General features: G+C 38.0%; 16 protein-coding genes. 11 read left to right on the top strand and 5 right to left on the bottom strand.

Annotated features, from left to right (window positions below; all coding sequences use genetic code 11):
• The first annotated feature begins 180 nt into the window (after positions 1-180).
• Positions 181-873 carry a histidine phosphatase family protein gene (locus HMPREF3057_RS00760; RefSeq protein ID WP_070695999.1) on the top strand — a complete coding sequence of 231 codons (693 nt, stop codon included), beginning with the start codon at positions 181-183 and terminating at the stop codon, positions 871-873.
• Between the two features lie 104 nt (positions 874-977).
• Here HMPREF3057_RS00760 and HMPREF3057_RS00765 read toward each other — a convergent pair whose 3' ends face one another.
• From HMPREF3057_RS00765 to HMPREF3057_RS00785, 5 genes are all read right to left on the bottom strand, one after another.
• Positions 978-2,636 carry an ABC transporter permease gene (locus HMPREF3057_RS00765; RefSeq protein ID WP_049520527.1) on the bottom strand — a complete coding sequence of 553 codons (1,659 nt, stop codon included), beginning with the start codon at positions 2,634-2,636 and terminating at the stop codon, positions 978-980.
• Positions 2,626-3,717: an ABC transporter ATP-binding protein gene (locus HMPREF3057_RS00770; RefSeq protein WP_049520526.1), complete on the bottom strand. Its 1,092-nt coding sequence runs from the start codon at positions 3,715-3,717 to the stop codon at positions 2,626-2,628. The genes HMPREF3057_RS00765 and HMPREF3057_RS00770 overlap by 11 nt, the downstream gene beginning before the upstream one ends.
• Before the next feature lie 12 nt (positions 3,718-3,729).
• Positions 3,730-4,776: an ABC transporter substrate-binding protein gene (locus HMPREF3057_RS00775; RefSeq protein WP_049520525.1), complete on the bottom strand. Its 1,047-nt coding sequence runs from the start codon at positions 4,774-4,776 to the stop codon at positions 3,730-3,732.
• Between the two features lie 114 nt (positions 4,777-4,890).
• Complete coding sequence (locus HMPREF3057_RS09855) at positions 4,891-5,661, bottom strand: response regulator transcription factor (RefSeq protein WP_083312786.1); 771 nt, start codon at positions 5,659-5,661, stop codon at positions 4,891-4,893.
• Entirely contained in the window at positions 5,654-7,303 is a 1,650-nt protein-coding gene (locus HMPREF3057_RS00785) for a sensor histidine kinase (RefSeq protein ID WP_070696001.1), read from the bottom strand. The genes HMPREF3057_RS09855 and HMPREF3057_RS00785 overlap by 8 nt, the downstream gene beginning before the upstream one ends.
• Positions 7,304-7,451: 148 nt before the next feature.
• On the opposite strand from HMPREF3057_RS00785, the gene leuS reads away from it, so the two are divergent.
• The 10 genes from leuS (at position 7,452) to HMPREF3057_RS00835 (ending at position 16,747) form a co-directional block, all read left to right on the top strand.
• Entirely contained in the window at positions 7,452-9,953 is a 2,502-nt protein-coding gene (gene leuS, locus HMPREF3057_RS00790; protein WP_070696002.1) for a leucine--tRNA ligase, read from the top strand.
• Between the two features lie 175 nt (positions 9,954-10,128).
• Complete coding sequence (locus HMPREF3057_RS00795; RefSeq protein WP_070696004.1) at positions 10,129-10,584, top strand: MarR family winged helix-turn-helix transcriptional regulator; 456 nt, start codon at positions 10,129-10,131, stop codon at positions 10,582-10,584.
• Between the two features lie 55 nt (positions 10,585-10,639).
• On the top strand, positions 10,640-11,872 hold the full coding sequence (locus HMPREF3057_RS00800) for an acyl-CoA thioesterase/BAAT N-terminal domain-containing protein (RefSeq protein ID WP_070696006.1): 1,233 nt from the start codon (positions 10,640-10,642) through the stop codon (positions 11,870-11,872).
• A gap of 139 nt (positions 11,873-12,011) precedes the next feature.
• A complete protein-coding gene (locus tag HMPREF3057_RS00805) occupies positions 12,012-12,425 on the top strand; it encodes a YjdF family protein (protein ID WP_070696008.1) in 414 nt (137 codons plus the stop codon).
• A 493-nt stretch (positions 12,426-12,918) separates the two neighbouring features.
• The gene (locus tag HMPREF3057_RS00810; protein WP_070696010.1) at positions 12,919-13,785 is read left to right on the top strand and encodes an ABC transporter ATP-binding protein; all 867 of its coding nucleotides are present in this window, start codon (positions 12,919-12,921) and stop codon (positions 13,783-13,785) included.
• Positions 13,785-14,627 (top strand): ABC transporter permease, encoded by an 843-nt coding sequence (locus HMPREF3057_RS00815; RefSeq protein ID WP_000880496.1) that lies wholly within the window; start codon positions 13,785-13,787, stop codon positions 14,625-14,627. Before HMPREF3057_RS00810 ends, HMPREF3057_RS00815 begins: the two co-directional genes overlap by 1 nt.
• Positions 14,628-14,645: 18 nt before the next feature.
• Entirely contained in the window at positions 14,646-15,101 is a 456-nt protein-coding gene (locus HMPREF3057_RS00820) for a LytTR family DNA-binding domain-containing protein (RefSeq protein WP_000701942.1), read from the top strand.
• 9 nt (positions 15,102-15,110) lie between these two features.
• Positions 15,111-15,530, top strand: a complete 420-nt coding sequence (locus HMPREF3057_RS00825; protein ID WP_000825486.1) for a DUF3021 domain-containing protein — start codon at positions 15,111-15,113, stop codon at positions 15,528-15,530.
• Positions 15,531-15,623: 93 nt separating this feature from the next.
• The gene (locus HMPREF3057_RS00830) at positions 15,624-16,319 is read left to right on the top strand and encodes a GNAT family N-acetyltransferase (RefSeq protein ID WP_001144895.1); all 696 of its coding nucleotides are present in this window, start codon (positions 15,624-15,626) and stop codon (positions 16,317-16,319) included.
• Between the two features lie 11 nt (positions 16,320-16,330).
• A complete protein-coding gene (locus tag HMPREF3057_RS00835) occupies positions 16,331-16,747 on the top strand; it encodes a GNAT family N-acetyltransferase (protein ID WP_000628401.1) in 417 nt (138 codons plus the stop codon).
• Positions 16,748-17,126: the final 379 nt, after the last annotated feature.

Here is a 17,126-nt window from a genome sequence, read left to right on the forward strand (position 1 = left end):
TTAAATAAAGACCTCCTAACTTTATTTAATAGAAATCCTAAACTTTTTCATAATAATCTCCTAGGGAAGCTACCATGAGGGTAGCTTTTCTTTTGGATAATTTACAAATGTTGGCTTTGCTTTTGAAAGCCGAATATTTCTTTGATCCATGATATAATAGAAGAAAATGGAGGATAGAAAATGTCTAAAGTAAGATTGTATTTGGTCCGTCATGGGAAAACGATGTTTAACACCATTGGACGTGCTCAAGGATGGAGTGATACACCTCTGACTGCAGAAGGTGAGTTGGGAATCCATGAACTGGGAATTGGCTTGAGAGAGTCTGGCTTGCAGTTTGACCGCGCTTATTCCAGTGATTCAGGTCGCACTATTCAAACCATGGGAATTATCCTAGAAGAACTTGGACTACAGGGGAAAATCCCTTACCGCATGGACAAGCGCATCAGAGAGTGGTGCTTTGGTAGTTTTGATGGGGCCTATGATGGGGACCTCTTTATGGGATTGATTCCGAGAATTTTCAATGTAGACCATGTTCATCAGTTGTCCTATGCAGAACTAGCAGAAGGTTTGGTAGAGGTTGATACTGCAGGCTGGGCTGAAGGTTGGGAAAAACTCAGTGGTCGAATCAAGGAAGGCTTTGAAGCGATTGCTAAAGAAATGGAAGAACAAGGTGGGGGTAATGCCCTCGTTGTGAGCCATGGAATGACGATTGGTACCATTGTTTATCTGATCAATGGCATGCATCCGCATGGTCTGGATAATGGTAGCGTGACGATTCTTGAATATGAGGACGGTCAGTTTAGCGTAGAAGTTGTTGGTGACCGTAGCTATCGAGAGCTCGGACGTAAGAAGATGGAAGAGCCCTCTATTTAGTCAAAATAGAACTGCTTGCCATAAACTAGAGATTTGGTAACCATATAAACATAAGAAAAAAACAGCCGAGGGATATCCTTTTGGCTGTTTTTGATAGGGGAAAACTAGAGGGTAATGCTATTGTTTTTAGAAATTTTCATAAATAGTAATAATGAAGTAACTGTCAAGACAGTGAGGATAGTTGACAAAGCAGCCGCCACGCCATAATTTCCACGAAGTACTTCAGTGTAGATAGCTACAGTCATTGTTCTAGTCTTAACATTGTATAAGAGAATTGAAGTAGAAAGTTCTGAAATCATCGTTACCCATGATAGGATTGCCCCTGAGATGATACCTGAAAGCATCATTGGGGTGGTGATTTTAGTAAAGGTATTAAGACGACTACTTCCTAAACTTTCTGCAGCTTCTTCAATGCTCGGAGAAATTTGTTGCAAGCTAGCTACTGAAGATCGAATAGTATATGGGAGTCTTCTAACAGATAAGGACATGATCAGGATAAAGGCTGTTCCTGTAATCATAAGGAAGCCACTTCCGAAGATTCCTGTATTGAATGAAGAGATAAATGCAATACCGAGAACAGTTCCTGGTACGATATAAGGTACCATACTAAGACTATCGATTAGATTCGTAAATAGGTTGCGTTTACGAACAGCAAGGTATGAGATGAAGGTTGCAAATAAAACAACGAGAATCAAGGCAAGTAGAGGGATGCGAATGGTATTGAAAATAGCAGACCCCATACGGTTGAAGGCTGTTTTATAGCTATTTAATGAGTATCCATTAACAAATACCATACCTGATGTTTTAAGGAATGATGTATAAATCAAGTAAACTTGAGGTAAGACAGAGAATATAATAATACCATAAACAGTTACATAAATAGCAGCCATCTTTCCTTTTGTCGTTTTCTTAGGTTCGATTGGATGAAGCGAGTTCATACTGAAGCTGAAACGATTTGAAATATACTTTTGGATGAGGAAGATAGCAAGGGCGATTGTAATGGCCATGATTGCTAAGGCAGATGCGAAAGCCGAGTTGCCTCCAACTTCACTGATAAACTGAGTATAGATTAATACTGGGAAAGTACGATATCCCTCACCAATCAGCATCGGAGTACCGAAGTCTGAGAAAGCTCTCATAAACACTAGGAGCGCTGCTGCTAGTAAAGTTGGGACTAGAAGAGGTAAAACGACTGTTACAATTCGTTTAAAGCCGAAAGATCCCATGCTTTCAGCAGCTTCCAAGAGGGAGTTGTCAATACTCTTCATGGTTCCAGCTACGTAAAGGAAAACGAGTGGGAAAAGTTGGAGTGTAAAGACAAGTACAATACCTTTAAAGCCATAGATATCAAAAGCGGGCAAATGGAGTGTGTTGGTTAGAAATTTTGTAATAACTCCGTTTCTACCAAGAAGTAGAATCCAAGAATAGGCACCTACAAAGGGAGCTGACATGGATGCGATGATAATCAAGATTTGCAAAAATTTCTTCCCCTTGAAGTCATACATTGAAAATAGATAAGCTAGCAAGGTACCAACAACGACAGAAGTAATTGTTGCAGTTACAGAAACTTTAAAACTATTAATGAGTGTCTCAGAATAATAAGATTTGCTAAAGAATGTAACAAAATTTTCTAAAGAGAAGCTACCTTCATTTACCAGTGCTTGCTTTAGTACAGTCACAATTGGGTAGACCAAGAAAACCAAGTAGGTAAGGAAAATGAAGAAGGAAGATCCAGTCCATATGTTTAGTTTTTTACGCTCCATGGCTGACTCCTTTTATGAGATTTCGCGAACCGTCTTCAGAGAAGACATTGAGTTTTTGAGTATTGATTCTCAAACGAACACAATCTCCTTTTTCTAAATCTTCTTCGAATGTTGATTCTTCACTTACTTGAAGTTTTGGAGCAAATCCAGTTTCAATGAAGTATTCAGTGTTAAGCCCAAGGTAAACACTGTCAGTGATTGTTCCATTGATTGGACCATTTTCATCACGGATAAATTCTTCAGGACGAATGCTAACACGGATGTTTTGCTCGTCAACTTGATCAAGAGTTGGCATACGAAGAGAATAGCCGTCTTCAAAGACTATGTAAGCTCCGTCAGCTTGTTTTTCTAGACGAGCAGGGATTATATTTGTTCTACCAATAAATGTTGCAACAAATTCATTTGCTGGTTTATGGTAAAGCTCTTTGGGACGACCAATTTGTTGAATAACACCGTCTTTCATAACAGCAATTTGGTCAGAAATGGCCATGGCTTCTTCTTGGTCATGAGTTACGTAGACAGTTGTAATACCAACTTCGTGTTGGATTTCTCGGATAGCTTGACGCATATCTAAGCGAAGTTTGGCATCTAGGTTACTTAGAGGTTCATCCATAAGGAGAACGCTAGGATTAACAGCTAAAGCGCGTGCTAAGGCAACCCGTTGTTGTTGACCACCACTAAGTTTATCTGGTCTACGATCAGCGTACTGAGCAATCTGCATCAACTCAAGGTATTTGTTAGTTTGTTTTATGAGCTCCTCTTTTGGAACTTTTTTCTGCTTGAGTCCAAACGCTACGTTATCACGCACTGTCAAATGTGGGAAAATCGCATAGTTTTGGAACACCATTCCGATGTTACGCTTGCTAGGTTCCATGTTATTAATTTTGGTATCATCGAAGTAGAATTCTCCTCCTTCGATGCTGTTGAACCCAGCAATCATACGAAGCAAAGTTGTTTTCCCGCATCCTGAAGGCCCAAGGAGAGTGAAAAGGCTTCCCTTAGGAATTGTAACATTTAAATTTTCGATAACGGGCACATCATTGTAAATTTTCTTAGCATTAATAATTTTAATCTCGCTCATAGTCAACCCCTATTACTGTTTAGATTGGATATCTGTAAAGATTTCGTTGTATTTCTTAACAATTTCTGATTTGTTTTTGATGACATAGTCATAGTCTTCAGTTAGTACTTTGATTTGTTCGATTGGTTTCATATTTTCGCTAGTTTTAGCATTTTTACGAACAGGACGGTTAGTAGTTGTAGTACCTAGAGTATCTTGTACGTCTTGAGAAATGATGAAATCGATAAATTTCTTAGCATTTTCTTTGTTTTTTGCGTTTTTTATAATAGCAGCACTCGCTGGTAAGAAAACAGTTCCTTCTTTTGGATAAACAACTTTAATGTTAGCACCGTCGTTTAAAAGTTTAACTGCAGGATCTTCATATGAAAGACCAACAGCCATTTCTCCATCTGCCACTGCTTTATAAACACCAGATGAACTTGAACCGATTTTACCATTAATTAATGTGAAGAGATCTTTTACATAAGTCCAAGCCTTGTCATCTGCATATCCCCCCTCAGCTTGTAACATGTTTGTTAGTTGAGCAAAAGCACTAGAAGAGTTAGCAGGGTCAGCTGTTGCAATTTTTCCTTTGAGCTCTGGTTTGATAAGATCGCTATATCCTTCGATATTCATACCCTTAGTCAAATCAGGATTTACAATTAATACACTACCGTCTAATGTGTAAGGAGTTGAGTAACCGGTTGTATTTTGATATTCTTTGATTACATTTTCGTTTTCTGGAGAAACGTAATTTTCAAAGAGTTCTCCGTGAGTGGCATATTGAGTATAGGAACCACCAAATATGACATCTGCTACAGGTGCTTCTTTTTCAGACTCTAGCTTTTTAAAGAGCTCACCAGTTCCTGCTTGAATGAGTTCAACTTTAATACCATATTTTTCTTCAAAAGCAGGAATTGTCGCACCAATTAAGCCTTCTGAGTTTGGCGAATAGACTACCAGAGTGTCACTTCCACCGTTTTCGGTTGCCTTATCTCCTGAAGTGTCGTCAGAAGAGCAGGCAGTCAGTCCTAGAATAGCAAGTCCACAAGCAGCAAAATACATCCATTTCTTTTTCATGATGGATACCTCCAAAGTTTTTGTTATATCTATTGTAAAAGAATGTAAGCGTTTTTAAAACTCAAAATTCTATCCTAATAGTGGAAAATTCTCTACAAAAAAGAAGAATAGTTTTTATACTATTCTTCCAATGGTTTTTAATTCTTTTGGGGAAATATGAAAGTATTTCTTAAAAACTTTCCCAAAATATTTATAGTCTGAGAACCCCACTTGTTCAGCAATTTGGCTAAGTGGATAGTCAGGATGTTGGATTATTTTTTCAACTGCTTGTTTTAATCTATACTGTAGGATATATTCATTCAAGGTAATTGGAAAATCTTCTTTGATAACTTTATATAGATAACTTTCGCTATAGCCTAAATTTTCTGCAATAGTAGAAATAGTAAAGTGTTCGGAGTAGTGCTGGTGTATAAATTCGAGAATTTGTTGAATCAGTTGGTTTTGAGGATTGATTTTTTGAAGAGAGGTGACAAAAATCTGATAATCTTGTAAAAATGGCTTGTTTTGATGTTGATCCATTTGAAGGCGAAGAATTATTTTCTCTAGACATTCTGTTAATTCTATGATATTTATGGGTTTTGATAGAAAATCTACAGCTCCAAATTGCATAGTTTTTTTTGCATTTTGGAAATCATCATAGCCAGATAGGATTACTTTTTCATAGGAAATAGACTGTGTGGCTTCAAACATCATGAAGGCATCCATGATAGGCATGGTGATATCTGTCAGTACAATATGTGGTTTTAGTTTTTGAATTAGTTCCATTCCTTCTTGTCCATGACTAGCGGTTCCTACGACTTGAATACCTAAGGTAGAGTAGTCTACAGCAATCTCAAGCCATTTTCGAATTAAGTGCTCGTCTTCGACAATGATTAGCTTAAACATGTGTTCTTCCTTTCGTGACAAATTTAACAAACGTTTCACCTTTAGGATTTACTCCTAAATCCAATTCGACATTTTCAAAGAAGTTATTCAATCGTTTGTAACTATTGACAATACCGTGTTGAGTATGTGGACTGTTCAGGGATTCTAGGATATGTAGGCGTTCTTGTTTAGTTAAACCACCGGCATTATCCATAATGATAAAGGTTAGCTCTTCCTGATTCTGAGTGATTTTGATAGAGATGGAAAGATCTATACGATACTGCCTTCCGTATTTTAGAGCATTTTCTACAAGCGGTAATAGGAAAAGTTTTGGGATGACTTGTGAATATAGTTTTTGAGAATAGTCAATATGATAAGAAAATTGTTCAAAGCGAATCTGATGAATCTTTAGATATGCTTCGATAATTTCTAAGTCCTTCCCAAGAGTCGTTTCTTTTTCTAATTCAGTCACGCTGTATCGCAGGATGCGTGTTAGATTTTGAATAAGGTCTTGTGTAATACTAGCATCAATCATACTCGTGATTTTAATAGTTTCCAAGGTATTGTATAGGAAGTGAGGATTAAACTGAGCTTCTAGCATTTTTCTTTCAAAAACCCATTTTTCCTTTTCAATGGTCAACATCTTTTGATGAAGTTCGTCCAACTCCTGTAGCATATCGTTAATTTTCTCAGCTATCAGTTCAAATTCATCCTCAGTATGGAGAGTAAGTTTCTTTTCTTTTTTCTTAGGAATTTCATGTAATTGAAAGACTAAACTTTCAATAGGACCAGCATTATGGGTTGTGATTTTATGGGCAATTCTCCTAGCCTGCCAAAAATATAATAGAAAGATACAAAGTGTTAGTATGGAAGCAAGACTAAGTAAGCTAGGAATAGGAAAGAATGATTGGAAAGTGTAAATTGAAAAAATTGAATCAACTTTACGCTTTTCAATCAAAATTGGATTTTCAACGAACCAATGTGTTTTTGAATGGAGAGATTTCTCATCAAATTTTTCCAGAGTTGATTGTGTAAATTGATTAGTATTACTAGAGTATATATTACCAAAGGTATCTGTGATGACGTATTTTGAATTAATTAAAGGGATACTTGATACGAAGTCATTCTCATTAACAAAAGAAATACTGTAAGCTATTGCTCGTTGATTTTGAATTATGGGCATAATAAAGACAGCATAATGCTGCTTATCCATAGATAGAGCAACTTTCTCTGAAATGGATCCTTGGGTAGGATTTTGAATTAATAATTTTAAATAATAGGGAGCTAAAAGAGTTTCTTTATGATTGCGATTAGTGCTAAATAAAAGTTCGCCAGTATCATCGAGAATGACAAAATCAGAACTGAGTTTTAGTTGAGCTTTTGTTTCATAAAATAGACTAAATAATTCCCTGTCAGTGTGTTTACCTTCTATAAATTCTGGAACCATTTTTTTATTCATAGTTTCCAACAATTCATAATTCGCTTGTTTCATGTCATGAACATGTTGAGCAATTTGTTGAGTATCTTTAGCTAGTTGTTGTTTTTGTAAAAAATAGGAAAACCCAAAAAGAAAAATTAGTAATAAAAGAGAAGATATAAAAGCTGCTATGGAGCTTCTATGTAGAATTTCTTTTTGAAGAGATCTTTTAAAGGAATGAGACATCCGTTACCTCCTTTAGAAGGGGTTTCTGTTATAAGTATAGCAGTTTAAAAATTCTAGAGCAAGGTAAAATAGAAAAGTGTAGAATAGAACGAGACCAAATTCCCCCAAAAATGGTATAATAGTAACATCACAAAATTGGAGAGAGACCATGAGTTTTTACAATCATAAAGAAATTGAACCTAAGTGGCAGGGCTACTGGGCAGAACATCATACATTTAAGACAGGAACAGATGCATCAAAACCGAAGTTTTATGCTCTCGACATGTTCCCGTATCCTTCAGGAGCTGGATTGCACGTAGGACACCCAGAAGGTTATACAGCAACCGATATCCTTAGCCGTTACAAACGTGCTCAAGGTTACAATGTCCTTCACCCAATGGGGTGGGATGCTTTTGGTTTGCCTGCAGAGCAATACGCCATGGATACAGGGAATGACCCAGCTGACTTTACAGCGGAAAACATTGCCAACTTTAAACGCCAAATCAATGCGCTTGGATTCTCTTATGACTGGGATCGTGAAGTCAACACAACAGATCCAAACTACTATAAGTGGACTCAGTGGATCTTTACCAAGCTTTACGAAAAGGGCTTGGCCTATGAAGCGGAAGTGCCAGTAAACTGGGTTGAAGAGTTGGGAACAGCTATCGCTAACGAAGAAGTCCTTCCTGACGGAACTTCTGAGCGTGGAGGCTATCCTGTTGTCCGCAAACCGATGCGCCAATGGATGCTCAAAATTACGGCCTATGCAGAGCGCTTGCTTAACGACTTGGATGAGTTGGATTGGCCAGAGTCTATCAAGGATATGCAACGCAACTGGATTGGCAAATCCACTGGTGCCAATGTAACTTTCAAAGTGAAAGAGACTGACAAGGAATTCACCGTCTTTACAACTCGTCCTGATACGCTTTTCGGTGCGACCTTCACAGTCTTGGCTCCTGAGCATGACTTGGTTGACGCCATCACAAGTCCAGAGCAAGCTGATGCAGTTGCAGACTACAAACACCAAGCTAGTCTCAAGTCTGACTTGGCTCGTACCGACCTTGCCAAGGAAAAAACAGGGGTTTGGACTGGTGCTTATGCTATCAACCCTGTCAATGGTAAGGAAATTCCAATCTGGATCGCCGACTATGTTCTTGCGAGCTATGGAACAGGTGCCGTTATGGCTGTGCCAGCCCACGACCAACGTGACTGGGAATTTGCCAAACAATTTGACCTTCCAATCGTAGAAGTGCTAGAAGGTGGAAATGTAGCAGAAGCTGCCTATACTGAAGATGGTCTTCATGTCAATTCAGACTTCCTAGATGGACTGAACAAAGAAGAAGCGATTGCTAAAATTGTGGCTTGGTTGGAAGAGAAAGGTTGTGGACAAGAGAAGGTTACCTACCGTCTCCGCGACTGGCTCTTTAGCCGTCAACGTTACTGGGGTGAGCCAATCCCAATCATTCATTGGGAAGATGGGACTTCAACAGCTGTTCCTGAAAGTGAACTCCCACTTGTCTTGCCAGTCACCAAGGATATCCGTCCTTCAGGTACTGGGGAAAGCCCATTGGCTAACTTGACCGACTGGCTTGAAGTGACGCGTGAAGATGGTGTCAAAGGTCGTCGTGAAACAAACACTATGCCACAATGGGCAGGTTCAAGTTGGTACTATCTCCGCTATATCGACCCACACAACACAGAAAAATTGGCCGACGAGGATCTCCTCAAACAATGGTTGCCAGTGGATATCTACGTGGGTGGTGCGGAGCACGCTGTACTTCACTTGCTTTACGCTCGTTTCTGGCATAAATTCCTCTATGACCTCGGTGTTGTTCCGACTAAGGAGCCATTCCAAAAACTCTTTAACCAAGGAATGATTTTGGGAACAAGCTACCGTGACCACCGTGGAGCTCTTGTAGCGACTGATAAGGTTGAAAAACGTGACGGTTCTTTCTTCCATGTGGAAACAGGAGAAGAGTTGGAGCAAGCACCAGCCAAGATGTCTAAATCGCTCAAGAACGTTGTCAACCCAGACGATGTGGTGGAACAATATGGTGCTGATACCCTTCGTGTTTATGAAATGTTCATGGGGCCACTTGACGCTTCCATCGCTTGGTCAGAAGAAGGTCTGGAAGGAAGCCGTAAATTCCTTGACCGTGTTTACCGTTTGATTACAAGTAAAGAAATCGCTGCGGAAAATAATGGCGCTCTTGACAAGGTCTACAATGAAACAGTTAAATCTGTTACTGAGCAAATCGAATCCATGAAATTCAACACAGCCATTGCCCAACTTATGGTCTTTGTCAACGCTGCTAATAAGGAAGACAAACTCTATGTGGACTACGCCAAAGGCTTTATCCAATTGATTGCCCCATTTGCACCTCACTTGGCAGAAGAACTCTGGCAAACTGTTGCTGCAACAGGTGAGCCCATCTCTTATGTAGCTTGGCCAATTTGGGACGAAAGCAAATTGGTTGAAGACGAAATCGAAATCGTCGTCCAAATTAAAGGAAAAGTTCGTGCCAAACTCATGGTCGCTAAAGACCTCTCACGCGAAGAATTACAAGAAATTGCTCTCGCTGACGAAAAAGTCAAAGCGGAGATTGACGGTAAGGAAATCGTGAAAGTGATTGCGGTACCGAATAAATTGGTTAATATTGTTGTGAAATAACCAATTTATTTGCTGATTTCCAACCTCAAACAGTTCCCCAAACTGTTTGAGCTAACTAAACTCGTTAATATCGTTTTGAAATAAGATAGAAATCCTTCAGAGTAGAATCTGGAGGATTTTTATTTGACAAGAAGTTTCTATTTTGTTAATATGATTAACAAAGAAAAGAGAGATTATGGATAAAAAAGAATTTATTACATTTAATAATCGTTTCAACAGGTTTATTTTAGCGTTTGAACAGTTAAAAAAAAATCAACATAAAAGTGTTGTTGACAAATCTATTACGTTGAATGAGGTACATTTGATTGTTGTGATTGGGAAAAATCAGCCCTTAAATCTAGTAAAATTATCTGAATTATTAGAAGTTTCGAGAAGTGCAATAACTCAAAGTGTTAGAAGATTGATTCAAAAAAATTTAGTTTTTTTTGATTTTGATTCGAATAATGGGAAAAATAAATATTTGAGATTATCTGAAAAAGGCATCGAAGTTTTTAAAATCCATAAGGAGCAACAAGCATATATTGAAAAATCAATCTTTTCAGTTTTAAACAACTATAGCGAGGGGGAACTTCAAACAGTTGTGAAATTGATGGATGACATTGAAAAGGTGTGGGGAGAATTACCGTGGTAAAAGTCGCGGTAAATTTTAATTTTAGTTGTTAAGTATATTAACAAAAGGAGAAGATATGACTGTAAACATAGAACTGATTTCACAAACAGATTTAGCGGATGAATCTTTTTCTATTACTATCAATGGTTTAGAACCAAGGACAATGTATTGTGTGGAAATGTACCTGTCTGATTATTACTGTATAAATGCTCCCTTACTTTTAGATCATGATGTTATATGGAAATCAACCGCAATTTTTTTATCTGATCAGGACGGTATGATTGATACCTCTCAGACAGCATCTATTTCGGGATCTTATAAAGGGATTTCAGAAATGGGATTATTCTTTAATGCGAAACCGATGAAGAATAGGAGAAGGAGATTACCGAGTTCTCTTGATAGAATTCCATTGCGAGATCGTTTTGGTGTTAAAATTAAAATCAAGATGGGGAAAGATGTGGTCGCGGAGAAAAGTTTTGTAAGGCGTTATATGAATCTGGGAATAAGGTATCAAGATATTTATGATAAGCATTTTCAAGGTCGATTATTTTATGATGAAAAGTTAAGAAAGGCGCCGGCCGTGATTATTGTTAGTGGTAGTGAGGGAAGAATTGAAAAAGCTCAGAACATTGCCCAACTTTTATCTTCTAGAGGCTATATTTGTCTTGCGATAGCTTATTTTGGTTTAGAGGGGTTACCCCAAAATTTAGAACGAATTCCGATAGAATGTCTGGAGGAAGCGAAAGATTTTCTATATCATCATCCTCAAGTTGATAATACAAAAATAGGAATATATGGTCGTTCTAAAGGAGCAGAGCTTGTTCTGGCTGGACAAAGTATTTTGGATGATGTGCAATGTTTGGTACTCAATTCCCCCTCAAATATAATATTTGAGGGAATAAAGGGAAAACTCAACTCTCATTCATCTTCTTGGACATATTTGCAAAAAGAACTTCCGTATCAAAAATTTCAACTAGGAAATTATTTGTTAAACAAGTTTTTTGGAAAACATATTCCTGAAGATAGTAGGGCTCAGATTGATGTGAGTAAAATTGCCTCTCCTTTATTATTGCTAGGAAGCGATGTTGATGAAATATGGAATGCATCATCCGCGATAGATGATATTATTTCACACTATAAAGGGGAATCCATTTTGTTTAAAAAATACCATGAAACAGGGCATATGTTGACGATTGCGTATCAACCAAATCATCGTTATCGAAAAGATTGGCGATTATTAATGAAAGAAAGTGTAGACTCATGGTTTGCTACGATAAATTTTTTTGATACACATCTGAAAAATTTGTAGATAGTGCTGAACCGTGCTATAATAGTTCCAACTAAGATAAAAACACAGTTCTGGTTGGTAGTCCAGACGTAGGCAAGCCTATCAGTAACCTTCCTCCTTGGTTGTCCATTCTTAGGGATAGATTTAAGGAGGTGCTGTCGTGGAAATCGTTTCAATTGGCTTGACAGTTTATTTTGAAGATGGATTTTGGCATGGTTTGTTTGAACAAGAGTATGAGGGAACTTATCAAGTTTGTCGTGTGACATTTGGTCAGGAGCCAAAAGAGGATGAAATTCTAGAGTTCTTACAGACTCAGTTTACTCAATTATCTTTTAGTCCAGCAGCAACAGTCAAACAGCATGTGAAGATTAAGTATCCGAAGCGTCTGCAGCGAGCTGTAAAGAAACAGGTGAAGCAGAAAGTTTCTTCTAAGTCACAAGAGCTTTTACAGTTGCAGTGTGAGGAAAGGAAAAAGATTTCAAAACATCAATCTAGTGTTCAAAAGCAATTGCTCAAACAAGAGAAATTTGAACGCAAACAGCAAAAACGTAGGGAGAAGCACAAGGGTCACTAGTAACTCTCCCTTTCATAAAATAGAACAGCTCTTCTTGGATAAAAAGAGCTGTTTTTACTTGTGTTGAAGTTTTCTTTCCTAATAGATAGACTTATCGTTAATGGCAGTTTCAAATTCAGGACCATACTTGCTTGCTTCAAATTCAATCCTGCCCATTCAGAATTTTCATTTTACTAGAAGGGAGTGTGTGCCATGATTTCTGATTCATTTTTTATTGTTTGGTTTAGCGAGAACAATACTATTGACTCCTGGATTTTTCTGCCAGATGCTATAAAACACCTCTTTTATAGCACATGTTTAAAAATATAATGTGTGGTTGTAAGTGATTTTAAACTTCCTCTAGTGATTCGATAGGAGAAAAATAAGCCTGCTCTACTTTAATTTAACCCCCATTATTTTACCACTTGGCCTTTCATTTTAACTGCTTATCTCAAAAGTCGATTTTTCTTTCATACTTTTTGTTAAACTAGTGTGGTAAAGAGGAGGAAAAAATATGATTTCACAAGCTAAACATTTGACTAAACGGTACGGCAATCATATGGCTGTCGACGATATCCAGTTAGAGTTTGAAAAAGGAAGTTTCAATGCTATTTTGGGACCCAATGGTGCAGGGAAATCAACCACCATTTCCATGTTAATCGGTTTGAAAAAGCCGACACAAGGTCAGATTCGATATGCGCCAAATACGAAAATCGGAGTTGTTTTTCAAGCTAGTGTACTGGATGAGATGTTGACGGTTAGGGAAAATCTCACGATTCGTGCTCAACAGTATAAGGAGATTGCGGAAAGTCGTGTGGATGATTTGATTCATCAACTGGGTTTGACTGCTTTCCAGAAACAACTATATGGGACTTTGTCAGGTGGGCAAAAACGTCGGGTTGATATTGCGCGTGCTCTTCTTTCGCGACCAGATATTCTTTTCTTGGATGAACCAACGACAGGTCTTGATATTCAAACTCGCAAATCCATCTGGGATCTACTGTATCGACTACAAAAGGATGAAGGGATGACTATTATCTTAACGACTCATTATCTGGATGAAGCAGATGAAGCGGATCAGATCTATATCGTTGATCATGGGAAAGTGATTGCGCAAGGTTCTGCGACTGCTATTAAAAGCCAGTATGCATCTAATATCCTAAAAATTCGTTTTAAGGAAATGAAGGATCTAGAAAAATTGCGACAGACTGGAATGACAGTCGAGGAAGAAAATGAGATGGAATATCTTTTTTATCCAAGGACGTCACAGGAGGCCATTGAATATTTGGCAAAAGTTCGAGAAGAAATTGATTCTTTTGAGTTTCGTCCGGGTACTATGGATGATGCCTTTATTGCACTTACAGGAAGAGAGGTTCGCTAATGTTAGCTTTATTGAAACGGAATTTTATCTTATATTTTCGTAATCGTTCGGGGGTATTTTTCTCATTATTGGGGGCATTGATTTCCTTCCTCCTTTATATTATTTTTTTGCAGAAGAATTTGACGGATTCTTGGTCCCAACTCCCTAATAGTACGAACCTTTTAAATAACTGGCTGATGGGTGGGACATTGGCTGTGACTGGGATGACAACCAGTTTTACAGCTCTTAAACAAATGGTTCAGGACCGCGAAAATCAAGTGGATCAAGATCTTTTCTTGACAGATTTAGGTAACTGGGCCTTACAGGCGTCCTATCTAATCAGTAGTATTGTCATTTCTTTTGTCATGCAGGTGTTTATGTATGCTGTTATGAGTTTTTATTTTAAAGAGAGCCCAGTTATCAGCTATTTACCGGAAATCGCTTTGATTATGTTGTTAAGCAGTCTGCTTTCAAGTCTGGTAAATGTTCTCTTGATTTACCGTTTTCAATCTGTAGATAGCCTTGGTAAACTAGCAACGATAGTGGGAACTGCTTCTGGATTTTTAGTAGGAACTTATATCCCCATTGGAGTATCACCTGATTCTGCACAGCTTTTCATGAAATGTACCCCTGCAACTTATATTGCTTCTCTCTATCGACAAGTCTTGATGAAAGAGCGGTTAGAGACCGCATTTTCAGGAAATAACAGTCTGTTACAGGAATTTCAAGAAAAAATGGGAATCCAAATCAACTGGCAAGAACTATTGACAAAGGAAGAAACATACTTTATAGTGGTTATTATCAGTCTCATCGCTATTTTTCTTTGGCTTTTATTTGTTAAAGTGTTTAGCAAGAGAAAATAAAGATGTATTGGAGAGAAAATGAAGATTCGTTTTGAAATGAAGACAGAGTTTTCAGAAAAAGACCCACACATTTTAATTCAGGCAGCTCAGTTAACCGACCAAGCAAGAGAGGTCATGGAGTATTTAGAACAATTTTCAACGACCAATCAGGTGGTCGTTCCTATTCGAACGGATGATCATCTGGTTATGGTGAAAATTGAGGATCTTATTCTAGCAGATATCGATAAAAATTTGTTGACCATTTATACAGTAGACGGGATTTATAAAACTAAGGAAACATTGACAAACTTTCAGAATCGGATTAACCGGCGTAACTTTATACAGATATCACGTCATTCAGTTATAAACATTGACCATTTAGAGTCATTATCGGATAGCTTTTCAGGGAACATGATGGCTAAGATGACTCGGGGTCTCAAATCGAGTGTGAGTCGGAAATACGTTAAGTCCTTAATGGATTATCTAGGTTTATAGGAGAAAATCATGAAGCGATTGATTGCTTATTTTGTATCAGGAATGCGTACGGCCTCCTTTGTTTATTTGAGTTTGGTGTTATTGGCTCAGTTTTATTCAGGTATTACCTATCCCGCACCAACGACAAAAAATATTCTAGCTTTGTTTTTGATGAGTGGAATTATGGGGGTATTGACTTTAATCCTTGAAAGACTAGAGTTTCTTGCTTATAGTATGCGTGTAGGAGTTCATTTGTTAGCGACAGCTACTATTTTAGTATTAACCTACCTATTTTTTGGCTGGGGTTCAGCATTGTTGAGTCCCTTGCTTTGGTTCTTTTTCTTATTAATTTATGGACTGATATGGTTGTACCAGATCTGGCAAACTCACAAACTCACCCAACGAATTAATCAAGCCTTAGAAGATAAAAGAAAGAAAACGAATCACTAATGTAGTGTTGAGGATGAGGTTTGAGGAGAGTGCTAGTTTCCATATAGAGTAAATTATGATATAGTATTTTCAGCCTAAAACAAGGAGAAAACAATGCCAGTAAATGAATATGGTCAGATAATTGGTGAGTCAATGGAAGGTTATACATCTGGTGAATTGCCTTCCATTGATTTCTTAGAAGGGCGCTACGCTCGGATAGAGGCTCTTTCGGTAGAAAAGCATGCAGAGGATTTATTAGCTGTTTATGGTTCAGATACGCCTCGGGAGATGTGGACCTATCTCTTTCAGGAACCAGTGGCAGATATGGAGGAGTTGGTTACCGTCTTAAATCAGATGTTGGCTCGTAAGGACCGTTTTTACTACGTGATTATAGACAAGGCAACTGGTAAGGCTTTAGGGACTTTTTCTCTCATGCGCATTGACCAGAATAACCGAGTAATAGAAGTGGGCGCAGTCACTTTTTCTCCAGAGCTCAGGGGAACACGTATAGGGACAGAGGCTCAGTATCTCCTAGCGCGATATGTTTTTGAGGAGCTTAACTATCGTCGCTACGAATGGAAGTGTGATGCTCTTAATCTGCCATCCAGACGAGCTGCGGAGCGTTTGGGATTTGTCTATGAAGGAAACTTCCGTCAGGCAGTCGTTTATAAGGGGCGTACGAGAGATACGGATTGGCTCTCTATGATTGATAAGGACTGGCCTCAAGTCAAAGCTCGTTTAGAAACATGGTTGGCTCCTGAAAATTTTGATAAAAATGGACGACAGTACAAGAGCTTGAGAGAACTTTAAGAGGTGTTGACATGATCACTATTAAAAAGCAAGAAATTGTCAAGTTAGAGGATGTTTTGCATCTCTATCAGGCTGTCGGTTGGACAAATTATACCCATCAACCTCAGATGTTGGAGAAGGCCTTGTCTCACTCATTAGCGATTTACCTGGCACTTGATGGCGATGCCGTGGTGGGCTTGGTCCGTTTGGTCGGAGATGGTTTTTCATCGATTTTTGTCCAGGATTTGATCGTTTTGCCTAGCTATCAGCGCCAAGGAATTGGTAGCAACTTGATGAAAGAGGCTTTGATAGACTACAAGGATGCTTATCAAATTCAACTGGTGACAGACCAAACAGAGAAAAATTTGGGATTCTATCGTTCTCTGGGATTTGAAACCTTATCTACTTATGATTGTACAGGAATGATTTGGGTGGATCGAAAAAGATAAAAAAATTATTTTTTATTAAGTAAAGTTTAAGTCTCCTTGTGTATCATATAGTTATTAAATAAAGACCTCCTAATACTCTTCGAAAATCTCATCAACCTTCGTTAGAGTCGACTTAGCTAACTATAGTTATGCTTGCGTCTATCTACCTAGTCTGATTTCGATTTTCATTGAGTACCCTTTATTTAATGAAATCCCAAACTTTTCTTTTTCATCATAATCTCCTAGAGAAGTCACCCAATCAGGTGGCTTTTTTATGACTTGGGGAGGAAAAATCCATTTGAAAAAAATTTTTTAAAAAATGATAAATCAGAGAAAAAGTTAAGTTAGCTTTAAGATTCATCTTGTATCATATAATCATTAAATAAAGACCTCCTAACTT

Origin of the sequence: Streptococcus sp. HMSC072D05 (genome assembly GCF_001815805.1) — a bacterium.
In the GTDB taxonomy this organism is placed as follows: Bacteria; Bacillota; Bacilli; order Lactobacillales; family Streptococcaceae; genus Streptococcus.

Bases quoted from the DNA above. Each gene is read 5' to 3' on its own strand.
- HMPREF3057_RS00760 (WP_070695999.1), top strand. From the start codon at position 181: ATGTCTAAAGTAAGATTGTATTTGGTCCGTCATGGGAAAACGATGTTT.
- HMPREF3057_RS00765 (WP_049520527.1), bottom strand. From the start codon at position 2,636: ATGGAGCGTAAAAAACTAAACATATGGACTGGATCTTCCTTCTTCATT.
- HMPREF3057_RS00770 (WP_049520526.1), bottom strand. From the start codon at position 3,717: ATGAGCGAGATTAAAATTATTAATGCTAAGAAAATTTACAATGATGTG.
- HMPREF3057_RS00775 (WP_049520525.1), bottom strand. From the start codon at position 4,776: ATGAAAAAGAAATGGATGTATTTTGCTGCTTGTGGACTTGCTATTCTA.
- HMPREF3057_RS09855 (WP_083312786.1), bottom strand. From the start codon at position 5,661: ATGTTTAAGCTAATCATTGTCGAAGACGAGCACTTAATTCGAAAATGG.
- HMPREF3057_RS00785 (WP_070696001.1), bottom strand. From the start codon at position 7,303: ATGTCTCATTCCTTTAAAAGATCTCTTCAAAAAGAAATTCTACATAGA.
- leuS (WP_070696002.1), top strand. From the start codon at position 7,452: ATGAGTTTTTACAATCATAAAGAAATTGAACCTAAGTGGCAGGGCTAC.
- HMPREF3057_RS00795 (WP_070696004.1), top strand. From the start codon at position 10,129: ATGGATAAAAAAGAATTTATTACATTTAATAATCGTTTCAACAGGTTT.
- HMPREF3057_RS00800 (WP_070696006.1), top strand. From the start codon at position 10,640: ATGACTGTAAACATAGAACTGATTTCACAAACAGATTTAGCGGATGAA.
- HMPREF3057_RS00810 (WP_070696010.1), top strand. From the start codon at position 12,919: ATGATTTCACAAGCTAAACATTTGACTAAACGGTACGGCAATCATATG.
- HMPREF3057_RS00815 (WP_000880496.1), top strand. From the start codon at position 13,785: ATGTTAGCTTTATTGAAACGGAATTTTATCTTATATTTTCGTAATCGT.
- HMPREF3057_RS00820 (WP_000701942.1), top strand. From the start codon at position 14,646: ATGAAGATTCGTTTTGAAATGAAGACAGAGTTTTCAGAAAAAGACCCA.
- HMPREF3057_RS00825 (WP_000825486.1), top strand. From the start codon at position 15,111: ATGAAGCGATTGATTGCTTATTTTGTATCAGGAATGCGTACGGCCTCC.
- HMPREF3057_RS00830 (WP_001144895.1), top strand. From the start codon at position 15,624: ATGCCAGTAAATGAATATGGTCAGATAATTGGTGAGTCAATGGAAGGT.
- HMPREF3057_RS00835 (WP_000628401.1), top strand. From the start codon at position 16,331: ATGATCACTATTAAAAAGCAAGAAATTGTCAAGTTAGAGGATGTTTTG.